Annotated in this window: 24 protein-coding genes, 1 tRNA gene and 1 other RNA gene; 5 read left to right on the top strand and 21 right to left on the bottom strand. The window is 42.2% G+C overall.

Annotated features, from left to right (window positions below):
* Positions 1-58: 58 nt before the first annotated feature.
* The 7 genes from IEW67_RS04215 to IEW67_RS04245 all read right to left on the bottom strand — a co-directional run bounded on the left by IEW67_RS04215 (position 59) and on the right by IEW67_RS04245 (position 6,022).
* The gene (locus tag IEW67_RS04215; RefSeq protein WP_188631813.1) at positions 59-532 is read right to left on the bottom strand and encodes a tRNA (cytidine(34)-2'-O)-methyltransferase; all 474 of its coding nucleotides are present in this window, start codon (positions 530-532) and stop codon (positions 59-61) included.
* Between the two features lie 58 nt (positions 533-590).
* Positions 591-1,436, bottom strand: a complete 846-nt coding sequence (locus IEW67_RS04220) for an amidase domain-containing protein (protein WP_188631814.1) — start codon at positions 1,434-1,436, stop codon at positions 591-593.
* Positions 1,437-1,489: 53 nt separating this feature from the next.
* Entirely contained in the window at positions 1,490-1,996 is a 507-nt protein-coding gene (locus IEW67_RS04225; protein WP_229671673.1) for a methylated-DNA--[protein]-cysteine S-methyltransferase, read from the bottom strand.
* Between the two features lie 27 nt (positions 1,997-2,023).
* The gene (gene queG / locus IEW67_RS04230; protein ID WP_188631815.1) at positions 2,024-3,169 is read right to left on the bottom strand and encodes a tRNA epoxyqueuosine(34) reductase QueG; all 1,146 of its coding nucleotides are present in this window, start codon (positions 3,167-3,169) and stop codon (positions 2,024-2,026) included.
* A 27-nt stretch (positions 3,170-3,196) separates the two neighbouring features.
* Positions 3,197-4,894: an ABC-ATPase domain-containing protein gene (locus tag IEW67_RS04235; protein WP_188631816.1), complete on the bottom strand. Its 1,698-nt coding sequence runs from the start codon at positions 4,892-4,894 to the stop codon at positions 3,197-3,199.
* Positions 4,895-5,094: 200 nt separating this feature from the next.
* A tRNA-Gly gene (locus IEW67_RS04240) sits at positions 5,095-5,168 on the bottom strand.
* A gap of 164 nt (positions 5,169-5,332) precedes the next feature.
* Complete coding sequence (locus tag IEW67_RS04245; RefSeq protein WP_188631817.1) at positions 5,333-6,022, bottom strand: Crp/Fnr family transcriptional regulator; 690 nt, start codon at positions 6,020-6,022, stop codon at positions 5,333-5,335.
* A 137-nt stretch (positions 6,023-6,159) separates the two neighbouring features.
* Here IEW67_RS04245 and dat point away from each other — a divergent pair, with 137 nt between their 5' ends.
* Positions 6,160-7,023 (top strand): D-amino-acid transaminase, encoded by an 864-nt coding sequence (gene dat / locus IEW67_RS04250; RefSeq protein WP_188631818.1) that lies wholly within the window; start codon positions 6,160-6,162, stop codon positions 7,021-7,023.
* A 136-nt stretch (positions 7,024-7,159) separates the two neighbouring features.
* On the opposite strand, the gene IEW67_RS04255 is transcribed toward dat, so the two are convergent.
* The 8 genes from IEW67_RS04255 to IEW67_RS04290 form a co-directional block, all read right to left on the bottom strand.
* Entirely contained in the window at positions 7,160-8,119 is a 960-nt protein-coding gene (locus IEW67_RS04255) for an alpha/beta hydrolase (protein ID WP_188631819.1), read from the bottom strand.
* Positions 8,120-8,298: 179 nt separating this feature from the next.
* Complete coding sequence (locus IEW67_RS04260; RefSeq protein ID WP_188631820.1) at positions 8,299-10,545, bottom strand: YhgE/Pip domain-containing protein; 2,247 nt, start codon at positions 10,543-10,545, stop codon at positions 8,299-8,301.
* Between the two features lie 1,039 nt (positions 10,546-11,584).
* A complete protein-coding gene (locus IEW67_RS04265; protein WP_188631821.1) occupies positions 11,585-11,809 on the bottom strand; it encodes a uracil-DNA glycosylase family protein in 225 nt (74 codons plus the stop codon).
* 136 nt (positions 11,810-11,945) lie between these two features.
* Complete coding sequence (locus tag IEW67_RS04270) at positions 11,946-12,950, bottom strand: phosphotransferase enzyme family protein (RefSeq protein WP_188631822.1); 1,005 nt, start codon at positions 12,948-12,950, stop codon at positions 11,946-11,948.
* A gap of 69 nt (positions 12,951-13,019) precedes the next feature.
* The gene (locus IEW67_RS04275; RefSeq protein WP_188631823.1) at positions 13,020-14,162 is read right to left on the bottom strand and encodes an AI-2E family transporter; all 1,143 of its coding nucleotides are present in this window, start codon (positions 14,160-14,162) and stop codon (positions 13,020-13,022) included.
* Positions 14,163-14,763: 601 nt separating this feature from the next.
* Positions 14,764-14,951: non-coding RNA, 6S RNA (ssrS, locus tag IEW67_RS04280), on the bottom strand.
* A 209-nt stretch (positions 14,952-15,160) separates the two neighbouring features.
* Positions 15,161-15,301 carry a small, acid-soluble spore protein L gene (sspL, locus tag IEW67_RS04285; RefSeq protein WP_188631824.1) on the bottom strand — a complete coding sequence of 47 codons (141 nt, stop codon included), beginning with the start codon at positions 15,299-15,301 and terminating at the stop codon, positions 15,161-15,163.
* An 85-nt stretch (positions 15,302-15,386) separates the two neighbouring features.
* Complete coding sequence (locus tag IEW67_RS04290) at positions 15,387-16,991, bottom strand: fatty acyl-CoA synthetase (RefSeq protein WP_373288483.1); 1,605 nt, start codon at positions 16,989-16,991, stop codon at positions 15,387-15,389.
* Positions 16,992-17,417: 426 nt separating this feature from the next.
* Here IEW67_RS04290 and IEW67_RS04295 point away from each other — a divergent pair, with 426 nt between their 5' ends.
* Together IEW67_RS04295 and IEW67_RS04300 are read left to right on the top strand one after the other, a co-directional pair.
* Positions 17,418-17,711, top strand: a complete 294-nt coding sequence (locus IEW67_RS04295) for a transposase (protein WP_188631825.1) — start codon at positions 17,418-17,420, stop codon at positions 17,709-17,711.
* 8 nt (positions 17,712-17,719) lie between these two features.
* Positions 17,720-18,583, top strand: a complete 864-nt coding sequence (locus IEW67_RS04300; RefSeq protein WP_188631869.1) for an IS3 family transposase — start codon at positions 17,720-17,722, stop codon at positions 18,581-18,583.
* Positions 18,584-19,010: 427 nt separating this feature from the next.
* On the opposite strand, the gene IEW67_RS04305 is transcribed toward IEW67_RS04300, so the two are convergent.
* The 6 genes from IEW67_RS04305 to IEW67_RS04330 all read right to left on the bottom strand — a co-directional run bounded on the left by IEW67_RS04305 (position 19,011) and on the right by IEW67_RS04330 (position 23,768).
* Complete coding sequence (locus IEW67_RS04305; protein ID WP_188631826.1) at positions 19,011-19,481, bottom strand: RDD family protein; 471 nt, start codon at positions 19,479-19,481, stop codon at positions 19,011-19,013.
* 12 nt (positions 19,482-19,493) lie between these two features.
* Positions 19,494-20,489, bottom strand: a complete 996-nt coding sequence (gene sppA, locus IEW67_RS04310; protein ID WP_188631827.1) for a signal peptide peptidase SppA — start codon at positions 20,487-20,489, stop codon at positions 19,494-19,496.
* A 95-nt stretch (positions 20,490-20,584) separates the two neighbouring features.
* Positions 20,585-20,806, bottom strand: a complete 222-nt coding sequence (locus tag IEW67_RS04315; protein WP_188631828.1) for a YdbC family protein — start codon at positions 20,804-20,806, stop codon at positions 20,585-20,587.
* 44 nt (positions 20,807-20,850) lie between these two features.
* Positions 20,851-21,450 carry a short chain dehydrogenase gene (locus tag IEW67_RS04320; protein ID WP_188631829.1) on the bottom strand — a complete coding sequence of 200 codons (600 nt, stop codon included), beginning with the start codon at positions 21,448-21,450 and terminating at the stop codon, positions 20,851-20,853.
* 25 nt (positions 21,451-21,475) lie between these two features.
* Positions 21,476-22,090, bottom strand: a complete 615-nt coding sequence (locus IEW67_RS04325; protein ID WP_188631830.1) for a 3'-5' exonuclease — start codon at positions 22,088-22,090, stop codon at positions 21,476-21,478.
* A gap of 259 nt (positions 22,091-22,349) precedes the next feature.
* Positions 22,350-23,768 (bottom strand): MDR family MFS transporter, encoded by a 1,419-nt coding sequence (locus tag IEW67_RS04330; RefSeq protein ID WP_188631831.1) that lies wholly within the window; start codon positions 23,766-23,768, stop codon positions 22,350-22,352.
* A 245-nt stretch (positions 23,769-24,013) separates the two neighbouring features.
* Between IEW67_RS04330 and IEW67_RS04335 the strand changes: the two genes are divergently transcribed.
* The gene (locus IEW67_RS04335) at positions 24,014-24,436 is read left to right on the top strand and encodes a general stress protein (RefSeq protein ID WP_188631832.1); all 423 of its coding nucleotides are present in this window, start codon (positions 24,014-24,016) and stop codon (positions 24,434-24,436) included.
* 256 nt (positions 24,437-24,692) lie between these two features.
* Positions 24,693-25,469, top strand: coding sequence for an NRDE family protein (locus IEW67_RS04340; RefSeq protein ID WP_188631833.1), 777 nt, complete (start codon positions 24,693-24,695; stop codon positions 25,467-25,469).
* The last annotated feature ends 52 nt before the right edge of the window (positions 25,470-25,521 follow it).

Raw genomic sequence — 25,521 nt, forward strand, 5'->3', positions numbered from 1 at the left:
TTCTAAGAAGTATAATAAAGCATCGGCAGCCAACCGATGCTTTTATTGATTATAAACATTATGCCATTCCCGGAAATCCTTGCTGTCTTAAAGCTTCATACACAATAATCGCCGCCGTATTTGCCAAATTAAGTGAACGAACGCTATCTCCCATTTGAACTCTCAAGCACCGGTCCTCCTTCCCTTTCAAAAATGCCTCCGGAAAACCACTGCCTTCCCGCCCAAACACAAAAAACAAGTCCCGATCGGTATCGGCTAAATCGCAGTCATTGTAATAGTTAGACCCAACATTTTCAATGTAATAATAATTCCCATCCGGATAAGCCTCATATAAATCTTCAATAGCATCATATTCCCGAACATCGACATATGGCCAGTAATCCAGCCCTGCACGGCGAACCATTTTATCATCAGTGGAAAACCCAAGCGGGCGAATTAAGTGCAATGTTGCGTTCGCTGACAGACACGTTCTTGCAATATTACCTGTATTGGCAGGAATTTCCGGCTGATATAAGACGACATGCAAACTCACTGTTCCATTCTCCTCATCTAAATTAACTTTTGCTGTTTACAATTCCACTATTATATCACTACTCGCCAATCCGGAAAAACTTATATTGAATATCCGGTGTCCATGCGGTGGAATCCTCATATGACCAATAGCGATTACGGCTGTTATCAGTATGAGCATTAACCAGCGGCATATCATTGGCATCTTTTGCCACGACGATTGTGTTATGATTCCAGTTACCGTCCCCTTCAAAATCATAACAAATAATGTCACCTGGAATCAGATCCCGGGCTAGTTCCATCTCCTTCCCCTTTAATCCCGACATTGATCCGCTTAAATACCAGCGTAATGAATGGGCGACCGCCCAACTGAAACTCCAGTTGTCATTTTGATACCACCAGCCGCTTGCCCTGTCAGGCGCTCCCCGCATTGGGGCGCCGCCGGCATACATACATTGCGAAACATAATTCGTGCAATCGACATTAAACCGTCGATATGCCGGGTTGTAACTGTTCCACCATCTTTCAGCATATTGAACGGCCGCACGTCGGTCATAAGAAAATCGTTCGCCTGAAAGTTCCCTGAATGACTCTGATTCGATGGAGATTTCATTCTCCATTTCAAATGGGGGTGTCACTGATTGGTGTTCCATAATTTCCCCATTTTCCCACCTGAATTGGAACGGAATCACTTGTTCTTCCCTAAAAAAATGACTATGTTGTTTAACCAGGAATGATAAGTGCAGCAAATAACGATACATCACTTGACCGGAATGCCTGAGCTCCTCATAGATATCTCCCTGGCCGCTTATCTTGACGATTTCAGCCTCACGCTCATAATATAAATCCTTCTTCCGCTGCCACCAATTATTCTCCAGTTGACCGGACCTAAAAAAATCAAACCAGCTGTCTTGTAATTTTTTCATTAAAAAATCCCCTCCATCATCAATATATGGAGAGAATGTTTGTCCAAACCACCTTATTCAGACTCATGTATCAGAAGGAATTCTTTTTTGTCCAATCCACCTCCGTAACCTACCAATTTGCCATTGGCCCCCAGGACACGGTGACAGGGAACTACAATTGAGAATGGATTCTTATTGACTGCTCCGCCGACTGCACGAACAGCTTTCGGGTTATGGATAGCTTGTGCAATATCTTTATAGGTCTTTGTATCACCGTATGGAATGTCATTCAACGCCTGCCAAACCTTCTGCTGAAAAGGGGTACCATAAAATGCGTAATCAAATGTGAAGTTCTGTCGTCCCTCCTGAAAATAGTCACATAATTCTTCTGTAGCTTGAGAAACTTTTTCAGGTTTTTGAATGAATACGGCCTCTTCAAAATAGCGCTTGCTCCATCTTTGCAGTTTGGCTTCAATTTCAACAAACGATCCAAAATCAATTCTGACAATTTTTAAGCCATCGCTGACAATCGTCATTGTTCCTAAAGGAGACTCCATTTCACCATAATACAACCCCATCATCAACGCCTCTTTTCAAGTGGTTTTCATTCAGGTTCCGGATACTTCCGATTTAAACGCCAGTCCTTTTTCCATTTCAGCCAAAACTTGTTCGTCGCTTTCTTTTCCCATTGCTGTTTCAATCGCCGAAAATGCTTCAGGTGAACTGATCTTACCTAGCGACCACGCTGCCGTACCCCGAATAACCGGCCGCGGGTCATGATTCATAACATCAATGATGTCTTCAACCGCCGTTTTATCCTTATAGTGACCCAGAGCGATCAAGGCATTGCGCTGTAGTGGTTTCTTCCCGCGCCACGAACCTGCAATATGTCCGAACGTATTTCTGAATTCGCGGTTTGAGACCTTGAGAAGTGGTTTCAGTTTTGGCTTGGCGACATCAGGTTCCGGTTCAAATTCCGGATGATTATGAAAGTCAATTTTTTTGTTATACGGACAGACAACCTGACATGTATCAAATCCATAAATGAAATTACCGATTTTCGAACGGAATTCATCAGGCATGAAGTCTTTCGTTTGGGTTAAAAATGCCAGGCATCGCTGAGCATTGAGCTGCCCACCCTGAACAAGCGCACCGGTTGGGCAGGCATCAAGACATTTTGTACATGACCCGCAGCCATCCTCCAGCGGGGTGTCCGGAATAAATGGAAGATTTGTGATCATCTCCCCCAGATAAACGTACGACCCGAATTCAGGTGTAATCATCGCGGTGTTTTTGCCGCTGAAGCCGATTCCTGCCCGTTCAGCAACCGCTCGGTCGGACAGTTCCCCTGTATCAACCATTTCTTTCGTCGACGCCTCAGGTGCTCTTTCCCGGATAAAGGCCGAAAGTTTACTGAGCTTTTCCCGTAAAACATCGTGGTAATCCACGCCCCACGAAGCCCTGCAAAAGACACCCCGCCGTTCCTCTTTCGTGCTTTTCGGTCCATCTTTGATACGGGATGGGTACGCCAAAGCGATTGATATAATCGATTGAGCTTCCGGGAGAAGCCTGTCAGGTTCAGTGCGCTCCTCAATCGATCCTTTTTCAAAACCTGACTGGTAACCGAGTTCCTGTTGGCGCTTCAGCCGTTCTTTCAGTCCTTCAAATACATCAGCAGAAGCAAACCCGATTTTATCGATGTCGATTTCCTTGCTGTATGCAATGATTTCCTGTTTGAGCTGCTCTGCCTTCATTCGGGCTGCCCCCTTTTTCCTTTCGTCTTACTTAACCTTTGCTGTACGCATCCTATTTAATACAGCAGCAATCTCATAACGTCTCGGACGCGCAATATCACCCGGGTGCTGGTCTTTAAATGTTGTAAACGAAGCGAGACCTTTTTGATTCATTTGCTGTTCAATGTCGTTGAGCAGTTCATTCAGTGTTCTGTTCCCAAGTGCATTGGTACGGTCCAAATATTGTATAATTTCGGCAATCATCCGTGTCTGAGACGGATCGACAAGCTGCTCAGTCGCTGCAAACGTAATATCCGTTTGCCCCATTAAAATTTTTGTTAATCCTTTCGCCTGCGTTTTTGATTTTTTACCTTTATGCGTTTGCAGTGATTGTTGTTGAAAATACCGCGCACTAATACTACCAAACCCATTTTCTTGTTCTGATAATCGGCCAACCGGATTTTCCGATATAATTGCTCTTGCCTCACCTGTGACATTGTAGGGCACATAAGCTTCCATCATAATGACCGAGTCGGCAACGTCAAAATAATCACCGGAACCGCCCATCACCAATAACGTTGATACGTCCAGCTGATCACGCATCTGCCTAATTTTGTCTATAAACGGTGTGATCGGTTCTTTATCCTTATGAACCAGCTGCTGCATACGCTGGTCACGAATCATAAAATTAGTGGCACTTGTGTCCTCATCAATCAGCAGAGTATCTGCTCCGGCTTCCAGTGCCTCCATTACATTGGCTGCCTGTGACGTACTGCCACTAGCATTTTCTGTAGAGAAAAATGTCGTATCCTGTTTATGCGGCAAATTATTGATGAACGGTGAAATGTTCACGCCTGTAACTTGCCGGCCATCTTCAGCACGGATTTTTACAGCATCGGGATCTGTGAGGACATATTCACGTCCATCGCCTTTAGTATGACAATAAATCCCGCGTTCAATCGCTTCAAGTATGGTGCTTTTACCATGGTAACCTCCGCCGACAATCAAGGTTATGCCTTTTTCGATGACCATGCCTTTAATCGGCTCAGTCTGATGTGGAATCTCGATAGATACTTCATTTTCTATCGGGCTTTGAAACGGAACTGCGCCTTTCAGCGGCCTGTTGCTGACACCGCTCCCACGGGGGAGAACAGATCCGTTGGCAACGAACGAAATCCAATTATTTTTGTGCATTTCCGCTCTGATCGCTTCCTGCTGATCAGCCAGCTTTATCGTCCCTTCAATTTCTTCGTCGCTTATTGAAAACACCGAGTTTCTTAAGATGGTAGGTATGGCATCAGCAAACAACTTTTCTGCCTCCCTGCCATTAATTTTCCGTCCGTTCGCCGGCAAGCCGACTGAAATACAAATCGTGATGGATTTGGAGTCTGCTTGCACAGCACTGCGTTCAAGCACTTCCTGACCCGGGCGGTCAAATTGGATGCTGCCGCTTTTTCCGGATCCTTTAATGGAAAAATCACCTTTCCCAATAGCATTGCCAACCTTGCGTGCAATGACATCTTCGGTAGCAACTCTTCGTCTATACGACTCAAGCCAGCTGGCTTCCAATGCACGTTTATTTGCCGGGATAACCGCCCGGATTTTGGAAGGGGTCGCAAAAGGATCACCCTGAACATAATCGATATATAAATCAAAATCGGAGAACCGATAGTGACCTTGCACACTTTTATATGCCTTGTAGCCTTTTCCATCAATCTGTTTCAATGTTTGCAAAAGTTGTTTCATAACGTATCCCTCAATTTATTTTGAATTTATCCAGACTTATCGGTAAACTTACATTCAACCATGAATAAGCCGCTCAGTTTTTATGAATAGAATACATGGTGAACATAACAACATTCAAGTAAAGCGGAAAGCCAGGAAACTATGAAAAAACGCAATGCCTCGTTGGATAGCGAAACACTGCGTTGTGACTTACATATGTATGGAGCGGGTGATGGGAATCGAACCCACGACATCAGCTTGGAAGGCTGAGGTTTTACCACTAAACTACACCCGCACATCTTATCCCTGCAGAAATAGTAACGTTTTTGTCGAACATTGTTTATTATAGCAATCTTATTGAATCGAATCAACCATTTTTCATAAAATAATGATGGTTTTAAGTGAACGGGCGACGCTATTTGATCAAAAATGTCTTATACCCTTTTTTATACAAGTCTGCTACAAACTGCAATTTTCAACACTGCATTGGTCACACGCAAGCAATTTCTTAAAATAATTCATATCTTTAATCAAAAAAAACTTATTCTCATTGTCAATGATACCCTGCGATTTCCATTTATTCACGATTCGGCTTACAGTTTCTCTGGAAATGGCGATGTGCTTGCTGATATCCTGGATCATGACCGGTTCGGTAATCCGAACGCCATTGGGGGTCACGACACCGTGCATATTGGAGTACCTGACAAATACAGAAGCGACTGCTCCCTCTGAACCGAACGCAATGTAATCACGGATTTTTGCTTTGCTTGATTCCAGTGACTCAGCCATCCAGCGTGTAAATTGAAGGCTTAACCGGCCATTCTGTGATAAAATGTCTTCTATTGTTTTACGTTCAATTGCATAAATGACACTATCCTGCAGCGCTTTTGCAGAATTCGAGTAGTTAACACCGCCAAAAACGCCTATTTCACCAATCCCATCATGCACACCACGTGTGAATATGGTCAGTTCTTTATTAGATTGAATCTTTTTATAAACATGGACTTTTCCTTGGCTCAGAAAATATATATGATCAGCAGGAGTCCCTTCTTTAAAGACAAACGAGTTTTTTGGTATATGTAACTCATTTGAAGCGGCTATCAGCATATCACAATCCTGTGCGCTCAACCGTTCCAAAATTGGCTCCATTTATCGTTTCTCCTTTGCTAATTATATTTACTTACCATAGTATAAGGAAATTCAAAGCATTGTTCTGTGATTTTTGTCACACTTTACAGAATGAGTGCAAGATTATAAAATGAAATTATTTTAAGGAGGCGAATGAATTGTCTGTTTATCCTATTATACTATCTCAATCAGCTCTCGCCAATCGTGACAGTCTGACATACCCATTTGAAGAAAGAGGACTGCAATTCGGCGATGGTGTGTATGAAGTGATACGTATATACCAGGGCTCTTACTATCTGATTTCTGAACATGTCAATCGATTATTCCGGTCTGCAGAAGCAATCAGGATCGAGCTGCCATTTTCAAAACAAGAAATAACCAACCTGCTGCACGATCTGCTAATACAGAATGAAATGACGTCTGACGGGATTGTGTACCTGCAGGCGACACGGGGGTCCGCACCACGCTCGCATGCATTCCCGGCAGATACCCCAGCAAATGTTTACGCCTATATTCGCGATATGCCGCGTAAAACGGAATATCTCGCAAACGGTGCGTCTACCATAACACTGCCTGATACGCGCTGGATGAATTGTTATATTAAAAGTTTAAATTTGCTTCCTAACGTGCTTGCGAAACAGGAAGCACAGGAAAACGAGGCCTATGAGGCTATTCTGGAGCACGAGGGCAAGGTAACGGAAGGCAGTTCATCGAATGTTTTTCTTGTCAAAGGCGGCAAAATATACACGCACCCAGCAACAAACAGTATTCTGCACGGTTGCGTGCGTATGCGTATTGAACAATTCGCTTCGGATTTGGATATCGCATTTATCGAACAGCCTTTTTCAGCTGCAGATATTGCAGACGCTGATGAACTATTCCTGTCAAGCAGTACATCAGAAGTCATGCCAATCATTGAGGTAGACGGCAAAGAAGTTGCTGATGGTCTTCCGGGAAAAATAACTCAAAAACTGCAAACGGCTTATGAAGTGGATGCAGGTCTTGTTAAACAGCGTGTCTAACGATCGTCACACGCATAAAAAGTTTTTTAGGGGTGCTAACCCAAGCATATGAGCCGAAACATATGCGCAAATATCCCTGCGCAACTGAAAAAAACGGACGCTTCCTTCAATAAGGACGTCCGTTTTTTTATAATCATTACCAGTCTGTGTGTTTATCCAAAAACGCATTAACTTGAGTAATATATTTTTCCTTCGCCACGATATAAGGTTCACCATGACCGGCGTCATCGACTGTCATCATTTCAGCTTCACTTTTCGTATTTTCATATAATGTTTGTGACATTCTAGCCGGTACAAACGTATCGGCATTACCGCGAATGTACAAAATGGGAATTTCCGCTTTTTTAACTTGATCAAGTGCTGATGCTTCTTTCAACGAATAACCCGCCCGGATATTCGTCACGGCACTGGTCGTTGGCAGAATCGGAAATGATGGCAAACGGAACATCCGATTCATCTGGTATGAAAATAAATCATACACACTTGTGTATGGGCTGTCAGCTATAACGGCCTTTACATTATCAGGCAACTCTTCACCTGCTGTCATCAGAACTGTTGCGGCTCCCATTGATACACCATGTAAAATGATTTCCGTATCATCGCCGTATTTTTCAATAATCCGATCTATCCACTCCACATAATCCTTGCGGTCAGGCCAGCCAAAACCGATATAATCGCCACCGCTAGCACCATGACCACGTGCATCAGCCGTAAATATGTTATAACCTCTCTGTTCATAATAATATTGCCCGAACAATCCCATATCCATAGCATTGCCGAGGTAGCCATGGGCCATCACAACGACCTTGTCGGATGACTCTTTTGCTTCAAGAAAATAACCCTTCAATTCCAATCCATCTTCCGAGGTCATTGACCATTCGTCAAAATCCTGCTCGTCAACCCATCTACGCCAATCACCATCAAGCAGCACTTCTTTCGTTTCCGCAGACACTTCCAAGTCTTCATTCCCCTGAAGAAAGTCCTTTTCACCGCGGTCAATCGCTAAATTGTAGAAATAAAAAGCTGCGATAATATCTATGATTAACAGGACACTTAGAATCCCAACACCGATTTTCAGCCATGTCTTGCGTTTCACGTAATGTCCCCTCTCCAAACTTATTTCTCTAGTTTCATTATACAAAAAATCATGAACAAACGGGCCTTTTATTGAATGGTAACTCTTAGAAATTTACGAACATCTCGGCATTATAAACAGAAAGCGGACAGCAAAAGCTGCCCACTTAACTTCACCACTTCTATTATTAACCTAAACCATTAGTGGAACAGACCAGCCTCCTTAGATTTTTTCATAAGCTTATCTGTATGTTTGTTCACTGCATTCTTAAATAGGACACCGAACAACAGAAAGCCGAAACCAAATAAGCCCAGAATGGCCATATCGTGTATTGCTGATTTCCATATGATGCCCCCGACTGCCTCACGCATTAAATCAATAGCATATGTGAATGGAAGAAACGGGTTGATTGCCTGGAAAAATTCAGGAAGCAAAACGGTCGGATAAGTCCCCCCTGAACCGGCAATTTGCAGCACAAGCAAAACAATAACCGCTGCTTTTCCGACATCGCCAAATAATGAAACAAGTGTAAAAATAATTAGCATAAATATTAAACTGATCAACAAGCCGAATGTCACGAACCATCCAGGATGTGCCATATAAGAACCAACAATAAATTTATCACCTAGCGTCACAATGAGTGTCTGGAGTAGTCCAATCGTCATGAACGTAAACAACTTGCCTAAATAACGCTCCCGGCCGGTTAATTCTTCCCCATAATGCACATCCGCGGCCAATAGGGAAATCAGCAACAGACCGCCGACCCATATCGCCAGTACAGTATAGAATGGAGTCATGCCGGAACCATAGTTCGGAATTGGAAAAATTTCATTTTTACTCAGCTTAACCGGTTCTTGAAAAAAGCTCCTTTCTGACTCCGGATCGTTCCTTAATAATTCAATGATTTCATTGATGTCTGTTTCACCCTGGATTTTGCGGATCTTATCAGCGAGTTCATTGACTTTATCATTTACGTAAGGATATTCACTAAGTATTGTATTCAGTGTATCCTGTCCCTCGCCGATATCACCTTCAGTACTTGATAAGACCTGTTTCACCTCTGGGATGGTCGACTTAATTTCTGATAAAATCCCTTTGGCATCAGATAAAGTCTGCTGAGTATTGTTGATTTTCTGTTTGACTGTTGGTTCAATATTTTCTTTATAATCTTTCAGGAAATCGCCTATTCGGTTAGCTGTATTGCCGGATAACTCTTCCAAATCAGTGATGACAGAATCGACTTCCTGCTTTTTGTCCTCAATGAACGTTGTGATATTTTGGCCATTCTGCTGCGCTTCCTCAAGAGCTCCACGCAACGTGTTTAATCGCTCTATGGCATCATCAATTATCTTATCTTGATTACCGCTGTTATTCTGATCATTGTTTTCCTGTGCGGACGAACCATCTTCATTCCCTTGATTACTCCCTTGATCGCTTCCACCGGTATTCTGTTCTTGGCTCATCTCTTGCAGCTGTTTTAGTTTCGTCTCTATTTCACTGATACGGCTGGTAGCATCATTCAGTGAGCTGTCAATGCTTTGCTGCAGTTCTTTACCCTTGCTGAAATCAATATTTACATTCTGAGCATCTTTAAGCAATTGATTTATGTCCTGGGCAGTGCCCTGTGCCTTTTTCAAATCTTCCTCAATTTTTGGGGCCATTTCATTTAAACGATCTTCAGCTTTTGACATTAAATCAGCTGTTTCATTAATCGTTTGAAGGCCGTTATTGGTTGTCTGCTCAGCTTTTGGAAGCATGTTTTGCGCTTTATTGATGATTGACTGTGCATCTTTTGTATCCTGCAAGCCATTTGAAACCAAATCATGAACCTCTGGCAGTTTTTCCTCCATCGTAAAAATATAGTCCTCAAACTTTTTAATATCAGGCAGATTTTTATTAAGTTCCACACCAATTTTATCGAACATATCAAATATAACGCCGTTCACTGCAGATATGAAATTGCTGCTGATCTGCTCTACAATTGTACTGGCGCCCTTATCGGTTATTTTCGGTGCTATAGCATTGATCTTTTCATTAACATAGTATTCCATGTTACTTTTTGTCGGATTATCTGTCATAACCGTAGACAAATTAGCAGAGAAATCGTCCGGGATCACAATCACAGCAAAATAATCGCCATATTTCAATTTCTTCATAGCCTTTTCATGGTTGGTGAAATGCCACTCCATTGAACCATTGTCTTTAAGCGTTTCAACAAGGTCATTACCAACATTGATTTTTTCGTCTCTGATCTCAGCCCCCGTATCCTCATTCACAACACCGATTGGAATTTGATCAGTCTGACCATAAGGATCCCATGACGCCTTTATATTGAACCAGGCATATAATGATGGCAGTATAATCAGACCTCCGATCAAAATAGCTGCGACCCAATTACGTGTTATATTCCTCATGTCATTCGAGTAAATTTTCCAGCCGTTCTTCATGTCAAAAACCTCTTTGTGTCTATAGTTATTAGTCTGAAAGTGTGGGATTATGAATCCATATTTAAACATTTTAGCACTAAACATACTTAAAGCAACTATAACATCTAATATAACTTTGACCCGTCCTCATTACTTAGGCACCATTCAACTAATAGTGCAATTTTAACGTAAGTCTGAACAGGACAAAAACTGACATATCACTTTTTTGTAAGCCTCAGCCAAAATGATGAGAATATTTTACTATTTTTTGAAAATGGCAAGCTTTTCCATATTGTTTATAGTATAATGGAGAGGACAGCTTATTGAGAGAATGCTTTTGAAAGAGAGCAGTGAAGAAAAGGGTTTCTTTAACTGGCGGCTTCATATCCCTTATGCGAAAGGGGCTGAATTAAGTGATCCCAATTGACAAGACTCTCGAGTTGATGTTGATGTTTGGGACGCTCGTATTGTTAATTGCCGGTTCAAATGAAAAAAAGTAATACACCGCCGATTTTTTCGTAATTTCGGGGGCATTACTTTTAAAGAACTCTGATCAAGGCCGCAATTCTCAACAGATAACTGTCGCGAGTCGCAAGTTGCAGCTTGCGGCTCGTTTACGGTCTTGATAAAACAGCCAATTCTATTCTATTTACAATTAACAACAGTTATTCATTATAATATAGAATCTCATTCTCCCACTGAAATGCTAATCAAGCCTCTACTCGTAAATAATCAAGTAAGAATACTTTCATCCGTTATAATCTCTTACATTAGCCACTTTTTGGCACTTTAATTCGTTAACATAGACTCAAATCATACTTTAGTCTTAATCATATTGTATCATGTTCAACCCCTAAAATCCATTAAAGAGGTTGTTCAAAAAGTCCGGTAAACATGACACTTCGAATTTCTTCGTTGGCTTGTTTCTCCGCTCCTTGGAAAAGAACACCACTTTTCCTACGTGCGATGCAGATTCATGGAAGCATTACTTATGCTCATGTATTTAAAAGCATACATTCCGCTGCTCGAAACTGCGCCGCCTCGAACTTCTTGGTCCTTTTTATCCTCCTTTTTGAACACGCACTTTAATAAAGGCTATTTTGTCTTCATATTGCGAATTGGGGTCTTCACTGAATAAACCATAAATTATGCGCCAAAAATGATTGCGCGGATTCCCGTAATATTCATGTTTATCCAATGAAACGCCACTGGGCATTGATCCGAGAATAAGCACTCTTGGTGTTTCCGGTAGAATGGGTTCAAATGAAATTAACTGCTCTGTCATAACCAATTCCCCACTTTCTATATTACCGTTTAAAACCAATTTCAACCTGATTCATGTTAAATGTTACCAAAATGTAAAGTGGAAAATATATGAAGTATCTTATGAAGAGCAAGTGCTATATGGGAGGGCTTCCTTATCATTTAGGCTCATGTTCATCCAGTTCACGCAAATCCTCATCTCCCAACCGATCTGTCCTTAATTGGCCGATAAACAATGCCATTATCCTTTTGTTTATCCAATTCGTTCCCCACACATCATCATGGGTTATCATCATCCCCATCAGCCATATCCGCCTTGCCGTAATAAAAAGCGGAAGACTGCGAATGTCGTCTTCTGACAAATTCCGTTCGCTCAAATATCCTTTAAGGAAGGCTTCCCAGCATTCTTGTTCCAGATTTTTATAATTGTTTTTCAAATCCCACCATGAAACGGCAATATCATAAGCACGATATCCGATAGCACAATCATCAAAATCAAACACATCAATTTCACCATTATAGACATGCATATTATGGCTATAGAAATTTCCGTGACATAATCCTGTTTCCAGATTATATTCTGCCAAGTCAGCTTTTGTATTTTCCACCACGGTCTGTAAAATCGTCATAGCTTGGCTGCCGAGATATTTCTCGACTATCGGCGAAATAACCGCCTCCGGTTCATCGAGCAGACGGTTTGTATCCAATTCAAAACCGCGTTTATGACTTGAAGAGAACCCGGATGTCAGGGCGTGCATACGACCAAGTGTTTTACCAATGACCTCTGAATTTTCCACATTGATTTCCGGCCGTTCCCCTTCTGAGTAAGTGAATAGCACACCATATCGTAACCCCTCCGGAGCGATCACTTCAGTCAAATAATCTCCATTGGATTTTTTTATCGGATATGATGCGCGAAAACCCTGCTCATGTAAATGATTGAGTGCATCCATTTCAAACAAAATTGCGTTTTTATGACGGTACCCGGCCCGGTAAAGTCTGAAAACGTATTTTTCGCCATTCTGGTTCATTATGAAGTATGTATCATTTTTTCCACGGGACAGCAAATCACATTGAACACCTTCTGCCCTATCATCAGCTCCTGAAAGCTGTATAATCGTTTCCGTATCAATTAATGAATGTTTAACGTCAATTTGCAACAAACGAATCCTCCATTATGCACCCGTCCGTAATCCAGCTCTTGCGCCCATAATTTGGCGGGCGCTCTGCTATTACTTTTCATAGGGACCATAGTCATCTCCATAATACCGATTATAGCGTGCCTTGTACTTTTGAAACAAGAAAACCACAATGACTTTCATAATCGCATAGCCCGGGATACCGAGAATAACACCAACAACACCGAATAGATTTCCGGCGACCAATAATACGATAATAATGGTAAGCGGATGCACCTGCATTGTCTTTCCCATGACATTCGGCGAGACAAAATTCCCTTCCAAAAACTGTACGGCGGCCCAGACAATCCCCAATTTCAACAGCATGATCGGTGAATGAACAATGGCGATAATAATAGCCGGTGTTATCGCAATGATCGGTCCCAGATATGGCACAACGCTAGTAACAGCAGCGATAATGGCAAGTGTGATTGCATAGTCAAGTCCAATAATCAAATATCCGATGTATAATAGAATACCTATACAGGTAGCAACAATAATCTGCCCCTGAATATAAGAGCCTACCTGAACATCCATATTGTGCAAAATCTGATTAGCTTCATCTCTGAATTTTGGTGGCAGTAATTTCAGGCAAAATCGTTTAAAACGGTCGCCATCTTTAAGCAAAAAGAATAATATAAATGGAAAAGTAATAATCGCTACCACGATACTGGTGATAGTGCTGGCAACGTTTTGCACCCCTTGAACCGCCCCGCCGAGGTGCTCAGTGATCCTGCTCGTTACATCACTTAAATTGGATGTGAACCAGATATAACCTTGTTCATAATATGGCGCCAGGAAAGAATTTTGAATCCAGGTATCAATCCCTTCGCCCATTTGCTGCAGGTAAGTCGGAAATTGGGATGCCAAATCCTTTACCTGCGTCTCAATGGCGGGCGCCATAAGCAAAATCAAACCGGTCAGCAAACCACTGATGCCAAGGATAATGATAATAATGCCCCATATACGATTAATATGTACACGTTCCAACAGGTCAACAATCGGGTTCAATAAATAATAAGCAATGAAAGCCAGGATAATCGGTGGCAATACCGTTGATAGTATGATCACAATCGGGTCAAAAATGAACGATACCTTTGTATAGATAAGAATGGTGATTCCAACCAAAATTAACAGGATAAGACCGAAAAGCAAATCCCGCCCGCCAATAAATCTCATAAACCGGCTTGTTTTCATAGCGCAGCGCCACCTCCTTGATATACAAATTATAGATGATATTGCGAAAAAATTCCATAACATCGTGGTAAATAAAGCAGTGGCTAATAATCTGTTTTTTCCCCGTAAAACGTTGTATATTGTATAACACATCACACACAGATTAATCTTGTCTTGGGAATTTATTTGGTTTAAAGTGAATACCGAGGCTTCCTATAAGGTCATCCAAAATGAATACTTTCTGACATTACAAAAAGGCTGTTCACCAAAATCTATGGTTGACAAATCAGATATCATTTTGACGTAAGCAGTCGCTTTGGAAAAACACTTAGGTGCTCGTCGTGTTGCAAGTGATTCAGTGGTGTGGCACTCCTCGCAACTCGCAGCAAATTCGGTGGAGTGTTGGCTCGTCGCTTTCCGTGGGCTTGTCTTCAGCCTCCTCGAAAAAGAAGGTCGCTTTTTCTGCGGGGTCTTCACACTGCGCATTCCCACAGGAGTCTGCGTGTTTTTCCTCCGCTAGCTAGTTTTACTACTATATTCATTCAATTCAACCATAGATTTTGGTGTTGACGTTACAAAAAAAGCCGGATTCCTATTGGAAACCGACTTGTTACGTTAATGGTTTGCAGCCACAATTGCCGTATTTTTTTAAATAAAAAGTTTTAAAACCACCACTTCACCAAGTGGGTGTTTGCAGGAACCTTCCTGTCTTCCACGCAATGGAGGCACGACATTTGAGTCCCGATATAAAACTCCCTATTCATCTGTTAGAGGTTAAAACTTATTTAAATACGAACATTGCAGCCTGTATTTATATATTAACCCTTAGAACGGTTAAAATCAATGGCAAATTTCACCTGAATGTTGATGCAGGTATCAGCTAATCGTCAAAAAGGCAGTTCAAGCTCGCCCGTAATTTGCTTCACCATAACATGATCATGGTGGTTTGCCTGTGCCTCACGCAGATAGTACAACGTGTTATCGATTATTCTCACCCTGATCATTTCATATATACAACGTCAAATTTCTGTGTTTTTCTTTTTGGCACGCTGTTCAAGCTGACTATCCGGTTGCTGGTCTGCCGTGTCTTCACTCAAACCCTGTTTGTTAACGCTTGACTTAACTCGTTTCCTACTCCAGTTATCTTTTTTCTCAGACATAAAAACACCTCCAGAAGTTAGTATTTCTGAATTTAAAGTGTTTTATGTATGAGGATTAGCTGAGCCACTTTGCTCTTCAAAACCATTATGCCTCAGCGAGTCCCTCATACTTATCACGCAAAGTCCGTTTCAGTACTTTGCCGCTTGGATTCTTCGGCATTTCATCCGTGAAATCAACATATTTAGGAACTTTAAACGCGGACAGCCTTTCTCGGCAAAATGTCACGACCGCTTCTTTAGTCAGCTTTGTGTCTGCTCTCGGTACAATGATGGCAGTAACAGCTTCAATCCAATAAGCATCAGGAATGCCAATGACTGCCACTTCAGCTACACCGTCGATCTGATAAACAGTTTCTTCGACTTCGCGGCTTGATACATTAACACCGCCTGTGTTGATCATATCTTTTTTGCGATCAATAATTGTAATATAACCTTCTTCGTCCATAACACCAAGATCGCCGCTGTGGAACCAACCGTTTTTAAACACCTCAGCTGTTTTATCCGGATCATGCAAATAACCTTTCATTGTATGTGGCGTCCGGTGAACAATTTCGCCAATCTCACCGCGCTGTACTTCATTACCGGCATCATCCATGATTTTTGTCTGTACATTAAGAGATGGCACACCGGCAGATCCAAGTTTGCGCAGCTGGTCTTCCGGCTGCAGCGCTGTGGCCAAAGGCGCAACTTCCGTCTGACCATAAAAGTTCCAGAATTGTGCATTCGGCAACCGCTCGGCAAGCTCCTTTAAAATTTCACGAGGCATGATGGCTGCACCATAATAGCATTTTTTTAAAGTGGACAAATCACATTTATCAAAATCCGGGTTTCGTAAAAGGGCAATCCAGACTGTTGGTGGTGCAAACAATTGGGTTGCGCCTTCATCTTCAATTGTCCTTAAAATAACTTCCGGGTTTGCTTCACCCAATATAATACCGCTTGCTCCAAGGTAAATACTCGGCCCGAGAAACACATGGAGCTGTGCACTATGATAAAGCGGCAGTGCATGAACAAGCACATCGCCTGAATCCATTTTGCCGTCAACCATACAGCTGACATACTCACTGACCAAGCTTTTATGGGTTAGCATCACCCCTTTCGGCCGTGATTCAGTCCCGCTCGTATAAAGCACATGAGCAAGATCATCGTCGTCAATTGTCACATCGACCAGATCTGTTGCTTGTCCTTCACGAGCTTCAGCCAATGACTCCCATTCCGCAAGATCGCCATCATACCTGCCGAGTGTATCCATTAAGTAACGCTGCCTAATATCCATCATTCCGGCTGATTTATCTAACACCGACGCATATTCTTCAGACGCAACAAACGCACTGACGTCAGCATGTTCCAGGATATACTGGATATCTTCGCCGGATAGCATGTAATTGATTGGAATCATGACCGCACCCATGCGTGCCAAAGCAAAATTAACGACAATAAAATCCAGACTATTCCGGGACATAACCGTTACCATGTCGCCTTTTTTCATGCCATCACTCATAAAAGCTCGTGCAGTTTGGTTAACTAGATCATCCAATTCTGCGTAATTTAACCGCTGACCTTTATAGACAAGTGCAAATTTTTCCGGCATCCGATCACGCGTCCGTGCCAGTAAATCCCCAAGTGTGTTCCGCCTAGCCCTGTCCAGAACTGCATCAAAGTTTTCAGAGACATTGCTTTCCATGCTCATAACGCCACTCCTCAAATGAATGTTAGATGATTTGCACGTTTAATATTCTTTCTATTAGTTTAATTCAGATAATATTAGATAGCAAGTATGAAATATAGCTTATTGTGTCGAAATAACTGAAATAATTCACTTTGCTGATATCTATGCTCTACTGCCGTACTCGCTTATGTTTGCTTCCTTATAAGCGAATAACGGAAGGGCGGATTCGAACCACTATACTGCCCAACAGTGGAGGTACGTTAAAATACCACAGTATTGGGTATTGTGATAAACTCAAATTTGAAAGTTTCTTATCTCCTTATTAGAAAAACTCGGCATTCGCCTCGTCTTATAGCGAATGCCTAGTGCTAGAATAAAAATCGGACAACCCAAATAGAGAGATTTCCTAGTTTAGTATAATATAATTAAACTGGGAGGAATCATCGTATGACAAAAAATAAGAAGCAATTCGATGCGGAGTTCAAGCAAGACGCTGTCAATTATTATTATACATCAGGCAAAAGCCTGGGGAAAGCGGCGGCTGATCTGAAGATTGGTGAATCAACATTGGGGAAGTGGGTGTCGGCAGCTAAGAACAACAATGGCGTCGTTCATCACAGAGGATCTGGTAATTACAATTCCGATGCCGAAAAAGAAATTGCACGTTTAAAGAAAGAATTACGAGACTCACAGGATGCGTTAGAAATATTAAAAAAGGCTATGGGCATACTGAGTAATTAACAGAATCTATTTATACAGCAACCCATCAAGAAGCCGAGAAACGCAAGGTTTCTGTTAACAGTGTGCTTAAAATATTAGGCGTTTCTACATCAGGGTATTACAGTTGGAAAAAACGCGTAGCTTCTGAACAAGAAAAAAGAAAGCAAGCAATGAAAGAGGAAATCGCTCAAATATATAATGAATCCCTTCAGATTTACGGTGCGCCTAAAATAGCGTCCATCTTGCAATCCAGAGGTCATGTCATAACTGAAAAGACTGTTGGTAACTACATGCGTGAGGAAGGTATTAAAGCTATTTGGGTACGTCCATATGTGAGAACAACCATTGATCCTGATTTTGATATTAAGCTCAAAAATATTCTGGATAGAGACTTCAAACCAACAGCTCCCAATACCGTCTGGGTTACGGATATAACGTATGTGCACACGTTGGAAGGCTTTATTTACCTCACCAGTGTTATGGATCTTTTTTCAAGGAAAATCATTGGCTGGCAGGTATCTGATAGTTTAACCACAGAACACGTCATTGAGGCCGTTGAGAAAGCAAAGAGAAGCCGTGATCTAAGTCAACCCATTATAATCCACAGTGATCGTGGCTGTCAGTATGTATCTAAAAGCTATATTGAAGCAACACCAGCGGGTCAGTATATACGCAGCTATTCAAATAAAGGAAATCCCTGGGATAATGCATGTATTGAATCCTTCCATGCATTAATAAAACGTGAGTGGCTTAATCGTTTTGTAATTAAAAACTTGAAACACGGTCATGCACTCATGTTTGAGTATATAGAAGCATTTTATAACACCGTTCGGATTCATGGCTATTGTGGCATGACATCACCATTCGAATTCGAGGCTAATTTCGCGAGTTAAATAAATACAGCCATTTTTTGAGCCACCATTGTCAGGAAAATGAGCCATGCTTGGATCTAGCGGCATAACCACAGCGGAGCTGCTTGCCCTTGACCGCCGTGCCACTTCTTAGTAATCGCTGTTAGGGGTCGGGGCCCCAACAGCGGAACTTAGAAGTGATTGTCCATGGTACGCTGGCTGTGCGGATGGAGCCCTTAAGGCTGAATTTTTCCCATCCGCTGTAAGAACACTACCATGGACACAAACAAGGTCAAGGGTGGTGGTCTTCATTAAAATCGCTAAGCTGAGAAATTTCTATATTTAACTTGTCCGAATTATTGACGTAGAACCAGCCGAAGCTTTTTTTATAAGGTCATCCATAATTTATACTTTCTGACGTTATAATAAAAGATGGCACTGGAAAAGTACCATCTCCTATCATTCCACTTTAACGATCAAACACAACGCGTGTATTGCCGAACATATCATGTATTCCCTGTTTTTGCGCACCAAAGGCAACAAACAAATATAGCAAATTTGTAAACCAGAACACGCGGTGGATAAAGCGTCCAACCACTTCCCGGAAAATTAGATCACTCCATCCCAGCGGTGCTCTGTCTTCACGAACAACCCGCAGGCCAAAAATCATTTTGCCGAGTGTCTTCCCAAAAAATTTCGTCATCAGGAGAAAGTACAGATACAGGACAATAGCTCCGATGATACCGGCTGCGGTCCAAAGCCCAATATTTATTCCGCCGCCATCGTTCATAAACTTAAACGGACTAAGCAGGATGCCGTTAATGCTGAATACAATAATCAGGTCAGTCAGATACGCCCAGAAGCGCATCCAAAACCCGGCATAACGATGGTGTTCAACTTCGGCTGTTTCTACTGCATACGATTCCTGATTTTCACTCATAACGACACCTCCTTATTTTGAATACAAATACATGGCGCGCGGGCCATCCGACTGTTGCAGGAGCTCTTGAATAGCCATCAGATTTTGATCCTTACTATTAAACATGCTTTTTACCTGACCGCCAAGAAATGACTCCCAGGCCTTGCCGCTTTGGTATTTAACGACTTGCGCATTTGGCCATTCAAAATCTTTCTTCATCATGGCTGTGGTATCCTCAAGTGTACCAAGTCCATCAACAAGACCATTATCAGCTGCCTGTTCCCCTGTATACACACGACCGTCTCCGAGTTCGCGTACTTTAGACTCTGTCATTTCACGACCATCAACAATAACCTGAACAAAATCAGCATACATGTCATCAACCATTGTCTGCAGAATCTCATGTTCTTTATCTGTCATTTTCCTTGTTGAGGACATGATATCTTTAAACTTGCCGCTCTTGATTGTATTCATATCAATCCCAAGCTGATCGGCCAGCTCCGTAAAGTTATAGCTTTGCATAATAACCCCAATCGATCCAGTCAAAGTAGCCGGATGGGCGAAAATTTTATCTGCCGGGGTGGAAACATAGTAGCCACCTGAAGCCGCTGTGTTCCCCATTGAAACATAAACAGGTTTGTTATGTTCCTCTCTTATCTCAACGACTTCATCATGAATTTCATCACTTTCAACGACACCCCCACCCGGGGAATTGACGCGTAAAACAACACCTGAAACAGACTGGTCTTCACCGGCATTTTCTAATTTCTTCAGAAACCTGTCATGGTTATAGCCGCCTGAATTCAGTACAGAAGACGTAGATGTGTCCTGGATTACCCCGTCAAGTTCTATAATCGCAATTTTCTTTCCGGTACCTTCTTCCACGACCTTTTCCTGGAATGGCTGATCGGGCATGTCGAACAGAGCTTCCAAATCTGTTGAGAATAAACTGCTCATAAATCTAAAACCAATCGAAACCGCAAGTAAAATAACTGCAATTCCTAGTGCAAACCAACGTGTCTTATTCAACTCGATGTCCTCCATTTCGCTTGTAAATATGTATACAACCATGATACTACATTTTTTGCCAAATCGTCATGGAAAGATGTGAAAATGGTATTTTGCTAAAGATCGAGATTGCTCAGCACATCTTTCAAATTGGCCATGTCCTCTTCTGTCAAAGTGACCCCTTTTCCCATTTTTGATTTGTCAGGTGCCCAATCCCGCAAATCATATTTTGGATCACGTCCATTCCAGCTGACCAAATTCAATTCCTTTGTCCAGCCTTTAGGCGATTCAGATAGCTTAGCCACGTGTTCGATGATTTCATATTTGATATCAGCCATATTGACTCCTCCAGTAAATTATAAACTTCTCGTAACCATCATTTCTAATACACTTCATAATTCTGGCCGTTCTGAGAACCTTCCACACTTTTAACATAAGCTCTCGCAACACGTTCTGCAGATACCGGCGTAAATCCGGCAAAAAGGTGTCCCAGTTTTTCCCATGATTCCTGAACAATATTGGGACTGACACAGTTTATTCGGATTCCGCGCGGCATTTCTATCGCTGCTGCTTTCACAAATGCTTTGACTCCGCCATTTGCCATGGCGGCTGAGGAACCCATGGGAATCGGATCATCCATCATGACACCGGTTGTCAGCGTGAAACTGCCACCGTTGTTCAGATATTCTCGACCAAGCAGCACCAGATTTATTTGGCCTTTCAGTTTGCTTTCCACCCCTTTTTCATTCAGTTCGGGTGTCAAATCGGAAACAGTCTTGAAATTTGCCCCTCCAGACGCATTAATAACAGCATCAATGTGACCAATCGATTTGTACATGGCAGTAATGCTATCCGGTGACATAATATCAACCTTAACATCCGCTCCATTTCTCCCTGCACGGAGAACTTCGTGACTCGGCTTCAAAGTCTCCACTACTTTTTGTCCGATGGTGCCACTTGCCCCTACTACCAGTATTCGCATTCGAAAAGCATCTCCTTCCCTGTTATCAGAAATAAAGTTTCATACTTCTTCTCCCACGCTTTTTTCCCTTTGGCGGCCAGTAGCCCCGTTCATAGATCCTGCCTTTTGACATATGGCACTTCCTTAGAAATATATCCATCTTATCGGTTTCATATGTCTTAAAAGCCTTGATTAATATTTCAGCAGCAACTTTGGCATCCGCCAATGCATGGTGATGCTCAAACTGAATGCCGTGATAAGATGCTACTGTGTTTAACTTATGATTTTTAAGCTTTGGCCAAACGATTCGTGAAATGTTCGCTGTACACAGATAATCCATTTCAGGGTATATCAGATTAAATTGATTAAGTGTCTGGCGGATAACGCTCATATCGAAGCTGGCATTGTGGGCGACAGCCACACGATTTGATAAATAATTGTTTAGCGTCGGCCATAATTCTGCAAACGTCGGAGCATCTGTCACATCATCTGCTGTAATACCGTGGATACTTGTGTTAAACGAGCTGAAATGGGTGAACGGATTTATCAAACTGTAATATTCATCAACAATCTCACTTCCATCCACAACAGCAAGACCAACCGCACACGGACTGCTGCGTTTTTCATTTGCTGTTTCAAAGTCAATCGATACAAACTGCATGCTCATTCCCCCATTCCAAGTGATAATACGAAAAACCAAAGCAAAACGTTTCAAGTTTTTTATAGCCACAGACATGTTCCCGTCACTTATAAATTTTTTAGATGCACACTTTCTGACGTTATTAGAAAAACTCGGCATTCGCCTCGCCTTATAGCGAATGCCGAAGCTTTTCTTATAAGGTCATCCATATTTTATACTTTCTGACGTTACAAAAAAGGCCGCCGCCAGCCGAGCTGACGAGAGCCTTCCCTGTTACAAGTTAAACGGTGTTTCTGCTATGTCTTGGGTTTTTTACAAAAAAGGCCATGAAAATCCCAACAACTGCAATAATGCCCGCAACTACAAATGATATGTTTGAGCCATGGACCAAACCTTGTTTCCCTTCTTCCGGAACCGCAGCATTGGACATAACCGTAACAAGCATTGCTGTACCGACTGCACCAGCCACCTGACGCATGGTGTTGTTCATCGCCGTGCCATGCGGCATCATTTTGTTCGGTAATTCATTCAGACCAGCTGTTGTAATCGGCATCATGACCATAGCCACTCCGAACATCCGGACAGCATTCACCGTAGCAATGTAGGTAAATGTTGTTTCGGTCGTCAATACAGCCAGCATAAAGGTTGTCACAGAAACAATTGTCAGACCGATAATCGCCAGGTATTTGGCACCGAACTTATCAAATAACCTTCCTGTTATCGGACTCATAACCCCCATAATAGCTGCACCAGGCATCAGTGCCAGACCCGATTCAAGCGCACTGAAGCCAAGATAATCCTGCATCAGAATAGGTAAAACAGTCGCTGCGCCGATCATGGCCATAAAGACAATCATACCCAGCCCTGTTGCCAACGTGAACATCTTATACTTAAAAATCCGAAATTCCAAAATCGGCTGTGGGAGCTTCAGTTGTCTGAGAATAAAGAATATCAGCGACACAGTACCTACCACCATGGATATCATCACTTGCGAACTGCCCCAGCCGTTCGCAGCCGAACCGGCGACACTGAATCCATACAGGAGACCGCCAAAACCGAATGTCGACAAAATAATTGACAAGACATCCACTTTCGGGAACGTTCGCTCGGTGACGTTGCGCAGCAAAAAGTATGCAACGGCGATATCGATGACGATAATGGGGAAAACAACATAAAACAGGCTTCTCCATGGAAAGTTTTCAACCAGATAACCGGATAATGTGGGTCCAATTGCCGGTGCAAAGGCTATGACCAGACCAAACATCCCCATCGCAGACCCCCGTTTTTCAACAGGGTAAACAAGCATCAAAATTGTCTGCATTAGCGGCATGATAATCCCTGCTCCGGAAGCCTGGACAACCCTGCCCACCATAAGAATCGGAAAATTTGGTGCGAGTGCTGCTATGATAGTTCCAGCCCCAAATAGCCCCATCGCTGAAAGAAACAATCCTCTCGTTGTAAAACGGTTAATCAACAAGGCTGTTATTGGTATCATGATCCCATTAACGAGCATGAAAATGGACGTGAGCCATTGTGCTGTACTTTCTCCCAGATTCATATCCGCCATAATTTTTGGCAATGCTGTTGCCAATAACGTTTGATTCAATATAGCAACAAACGCCCCTGATATCAGCACAAGCATGAGCGTTGTCCGTTTAGCTTTAGTTAGTGGTTGTTGATGTTCCTGATTCTCCGCCATCAATGATCCTTCTTTCTGTTTGATAAAAAATAGCCCCGCAATGAAGAGGGCCAATTTTTCCTAATGCATATTTACACAGTTTACCATAATTTTTTTGAACATGAAACTATTTTATTTTGACACATTCATTGCTCTGTTAAACGACTTATCACTATTACCGAGTAAACCTGATGAATTTTATGTTTCATATCCGAAAGTATCAGGGAATATATATTATATACTTTTTCAAAATGGAGGTGTTCCAATTGGCAGAGGAAGTTTATGGACCATTTTCGTCAATCGAAGAAGCAGTAAAAACGGTCAACATTCTGGAATTGGAAGGCTACTTCAAAGAAAATATCACCATTTTTTCCCACGGAAAATATGCCGATAAACTGAATGAGAATGCTGATGTCGCTATTACAAGCACAGAAACTGCCAAGAATCGTGAACAGTCGTTCCTGGACAAAGTCTCCAAGGTTATTTTCAATGGTGTTAAGGAAACATCGGACATTTACGAAGAATTGATAAACAAAGGTCTATCCGAAAAACAAGCTGCACAGCACGCCGAACAGATTAAGTCCGGAAAAATCTTAATAACGTCAAACAGAGCTCTAAAAATGGGCAATGACCCCACACAAGAAACGGATGAACAGAAAATGAAGGAAAGCATCAACCATGTAGAGTAGTAGTTCAATTTTTAAACTTATACAGGAATTTGTGGTAATCGGTATTACCGATTACCTTTATTCTAACGTCATAAAGTATAAATTATAAGAAAAATTTCGGCACGCGCTATAAGATGAAGCGAATGCCGATTTTTTCTAATGTCAAACGCATCCGAACGTGGCTCTTGTCCACCTATTTCATGGAGCAAAGTGCACAGTCATTTATTTGGAACCAGTTTGTCTGCAGGATATAATAAAAGAAAAAGGACTGTTACATATGTGTCTGATCAATTTTCACTTTCAAAATCATCCGGATTACAAATTAATCATCGCTGCTAACCGGGATGAATTTTATAAACGTCCAACTGCTCCCGCTCAGTTTTGGGAGGACAATCCTGATATCCTCGCGGGAAGAGATCTGGTTGGAATGGGCACCTGGCTGGGAGTTACGAAGGATGGCCGGATTGCAGCATTGACCAACTATCGGGATCCGAGTGAATTCCGGCAGCACAAGAAATCACGCGGAAACATTGTGAAAGACTATTTAGAAAGCAGTTTGCCGGCAGCTGACTTTTTAACCGGACTGCAGAAAGAAAAAAATACATATGCCGGGTTTAATTTCATTGCAGGAAGGCCGGAACGATTATACTATTACAGCAATGTTCAAAATGACATAGCGTTGATTCCAAAAGGCACTCATGGATTAAGCAATGAATTTCTTGACACCCCATGGCCAAAAGTCGTAAAAGGAAAAGAGCGGCTTGCAGCTTATGTAAGACAACATGCAACCATTGAGATTGATCCGCTCTTTGACATTATATCCGACGTCGAACAAGCCCCGGATGAACATCTGCCGGACACGGGAATCGGTCTGAACCTTGAACGGAAACTGTCACCCCTGTTTATCAAAACACCGGAATATGGAACCCGCTGCTCAACGGTTCTTCTGGTTGATCGGCATAATAAGGTGACATTCGTGGAACGGCGATTCAATAAAGGTTTATTTGATAACGAGAGCCGGTTTATTATCCAGTTAAATGGGGCGACAATTTAGTGCTGACTCTAAGGAAATGGGTCAATGGGCACTAATCCGCGGCAAACATAAA

Source organism: Lentibacillus kapialis, from assembly GCF_014646635.1.
Taxonomy (GTDB): Bacteria; Bacillota; Bacilli; order Bacillales; family Amphibacillaceae; genus Lentibacillus; species Lentibacillus kapialis.

What these genes read in the sequence shown, in the direction of transcription:
- IEW67_RS04220 (WP_188631814.1), bottom strand. Translation starts at nt 1,436, where the DNA reads ATGAAAAAATTACAAGACAGCTGGTTTGATTTTTTTAGGTCCGGTCAA.
- IEW67_RS04225 (WP_229671673.1), bottom strand. Translation starts at nt 1,996, where the DNA reads ATGATGGGGTTGTATTATGGTGAAATGGAGTCTCCTTTAGGAACAATG.
- queG (WP_188631815.1), bottom strand. Translation starts at nt 3,169, where the DNA reads ATGAAGGCAGAGCAGCTCAAACAGGAAATCATTGCATACAGCAAGGAA.
- IEW67_RS04235 (WP_188631816.1), bottom strand. Translation starts at nt 4,894, where the DNA reads ATGAAACAACTTTTGCAAACATTGAAACAGATTGATGGAAAAGGCTAC.
- IEW67_RS04245 (WP_188631817.1), bottom strand. Translation starts at nt 6,022, where the DNA reads ATGGAGCCAATTTTGGAACGGTTGAGCGCACAGGATTGTGATATGCTG.
- IEW67_RS04260 (WP_188631820.1), bottom strand. Translation starts at nt 10,545, where the DNA reads ATGAAGAACGGCTGGAAAATTTACTCGAATGACATGAGGAATATAACA.
- IEW67_RS04265 (WP_188631821.1), bottom strand. Translation starts at nt 11,809, where the DNA reads ATGACAGAGCAGTTAATTTCATTTGAACCCATTCTACCGGAAACACCA.
- IEW67_RS04275 (WP_188631823.1), bottom strand. Translation starts at nt 14,162, where the DNA reads ATGAAAACAAGCCGGTTTATGAGATTTATTGGCGGGCGGGATTTGCTT.
- sspL (WP_188631824.1), bottom strand. Translation starts at nt 15,301, where the DNA reads ATGTCTGAGAAAAAAGATAACTGGAGTAGGAAACGAGTTAAGTCAAGC.
- IEW67_RS04290 (WP_373288483.1), bottom strand. Translation starts at nt 16,991, where the DNA reads ATGAGCATGGAAAGCAATGTCTCTGAAAACTTTGATGCAGTTCTGGAC.
- IEW67_RS04295 (WP_188631825.1), top strand. Translation starts at nt 17,418, where the DNA reads ATGACAAAAAATAAGAAGCAATTCGATGCGGAGTTCAAGCAAGACGCT.
- IEW67_RS04305 (WP_188631826.1), bottom strand. Translation starts at nt 19,481, where the DNA reads ATGAGTGAAAATCAGGAATCGTATGCAGTAGAAACAGCCGAAGTTGAA.
- IEW67_RS04315 (WP_188631828.1), bottom strand. Translation starts at nt 20,806, where the DNA reads ATGGCTGATATCAAATATGAAATCATCGAACACGTGGCTAAGCTATCT.
- IEW67_RS04320 (WP_188631829.1), bottom strand. Translation starts at nt 21,450, where the DNA reads ATGCGAATACTGGTAGTAGGGGCAAGTGGCACCATCGGACAAAAAGTA.
- IEW67_RS04325 (WP_188631830.1), bottom strand. Translation starts at nt 22,090, where the DNA reads ATGCAGTTTGTATCGATTGACTTTGAAACAGCAAATGAAAAACGCAGC.
- IEW67_RS04330 (WP_188631831.1), bottom strand. Translation starts at nt 23,768, where the DNA reads ATGGCGGAGAATCAGGAACATCAACAACCACTAACTAAAGCTAAACGG.
- IEW67_RS04340 (WP_188631833.1), top strand. Translation starts at nt 24,693, where the DNA reads ATGTGTCTGATCAATTTTCACTTTCAAAATCATCCGGATTACAAATTA.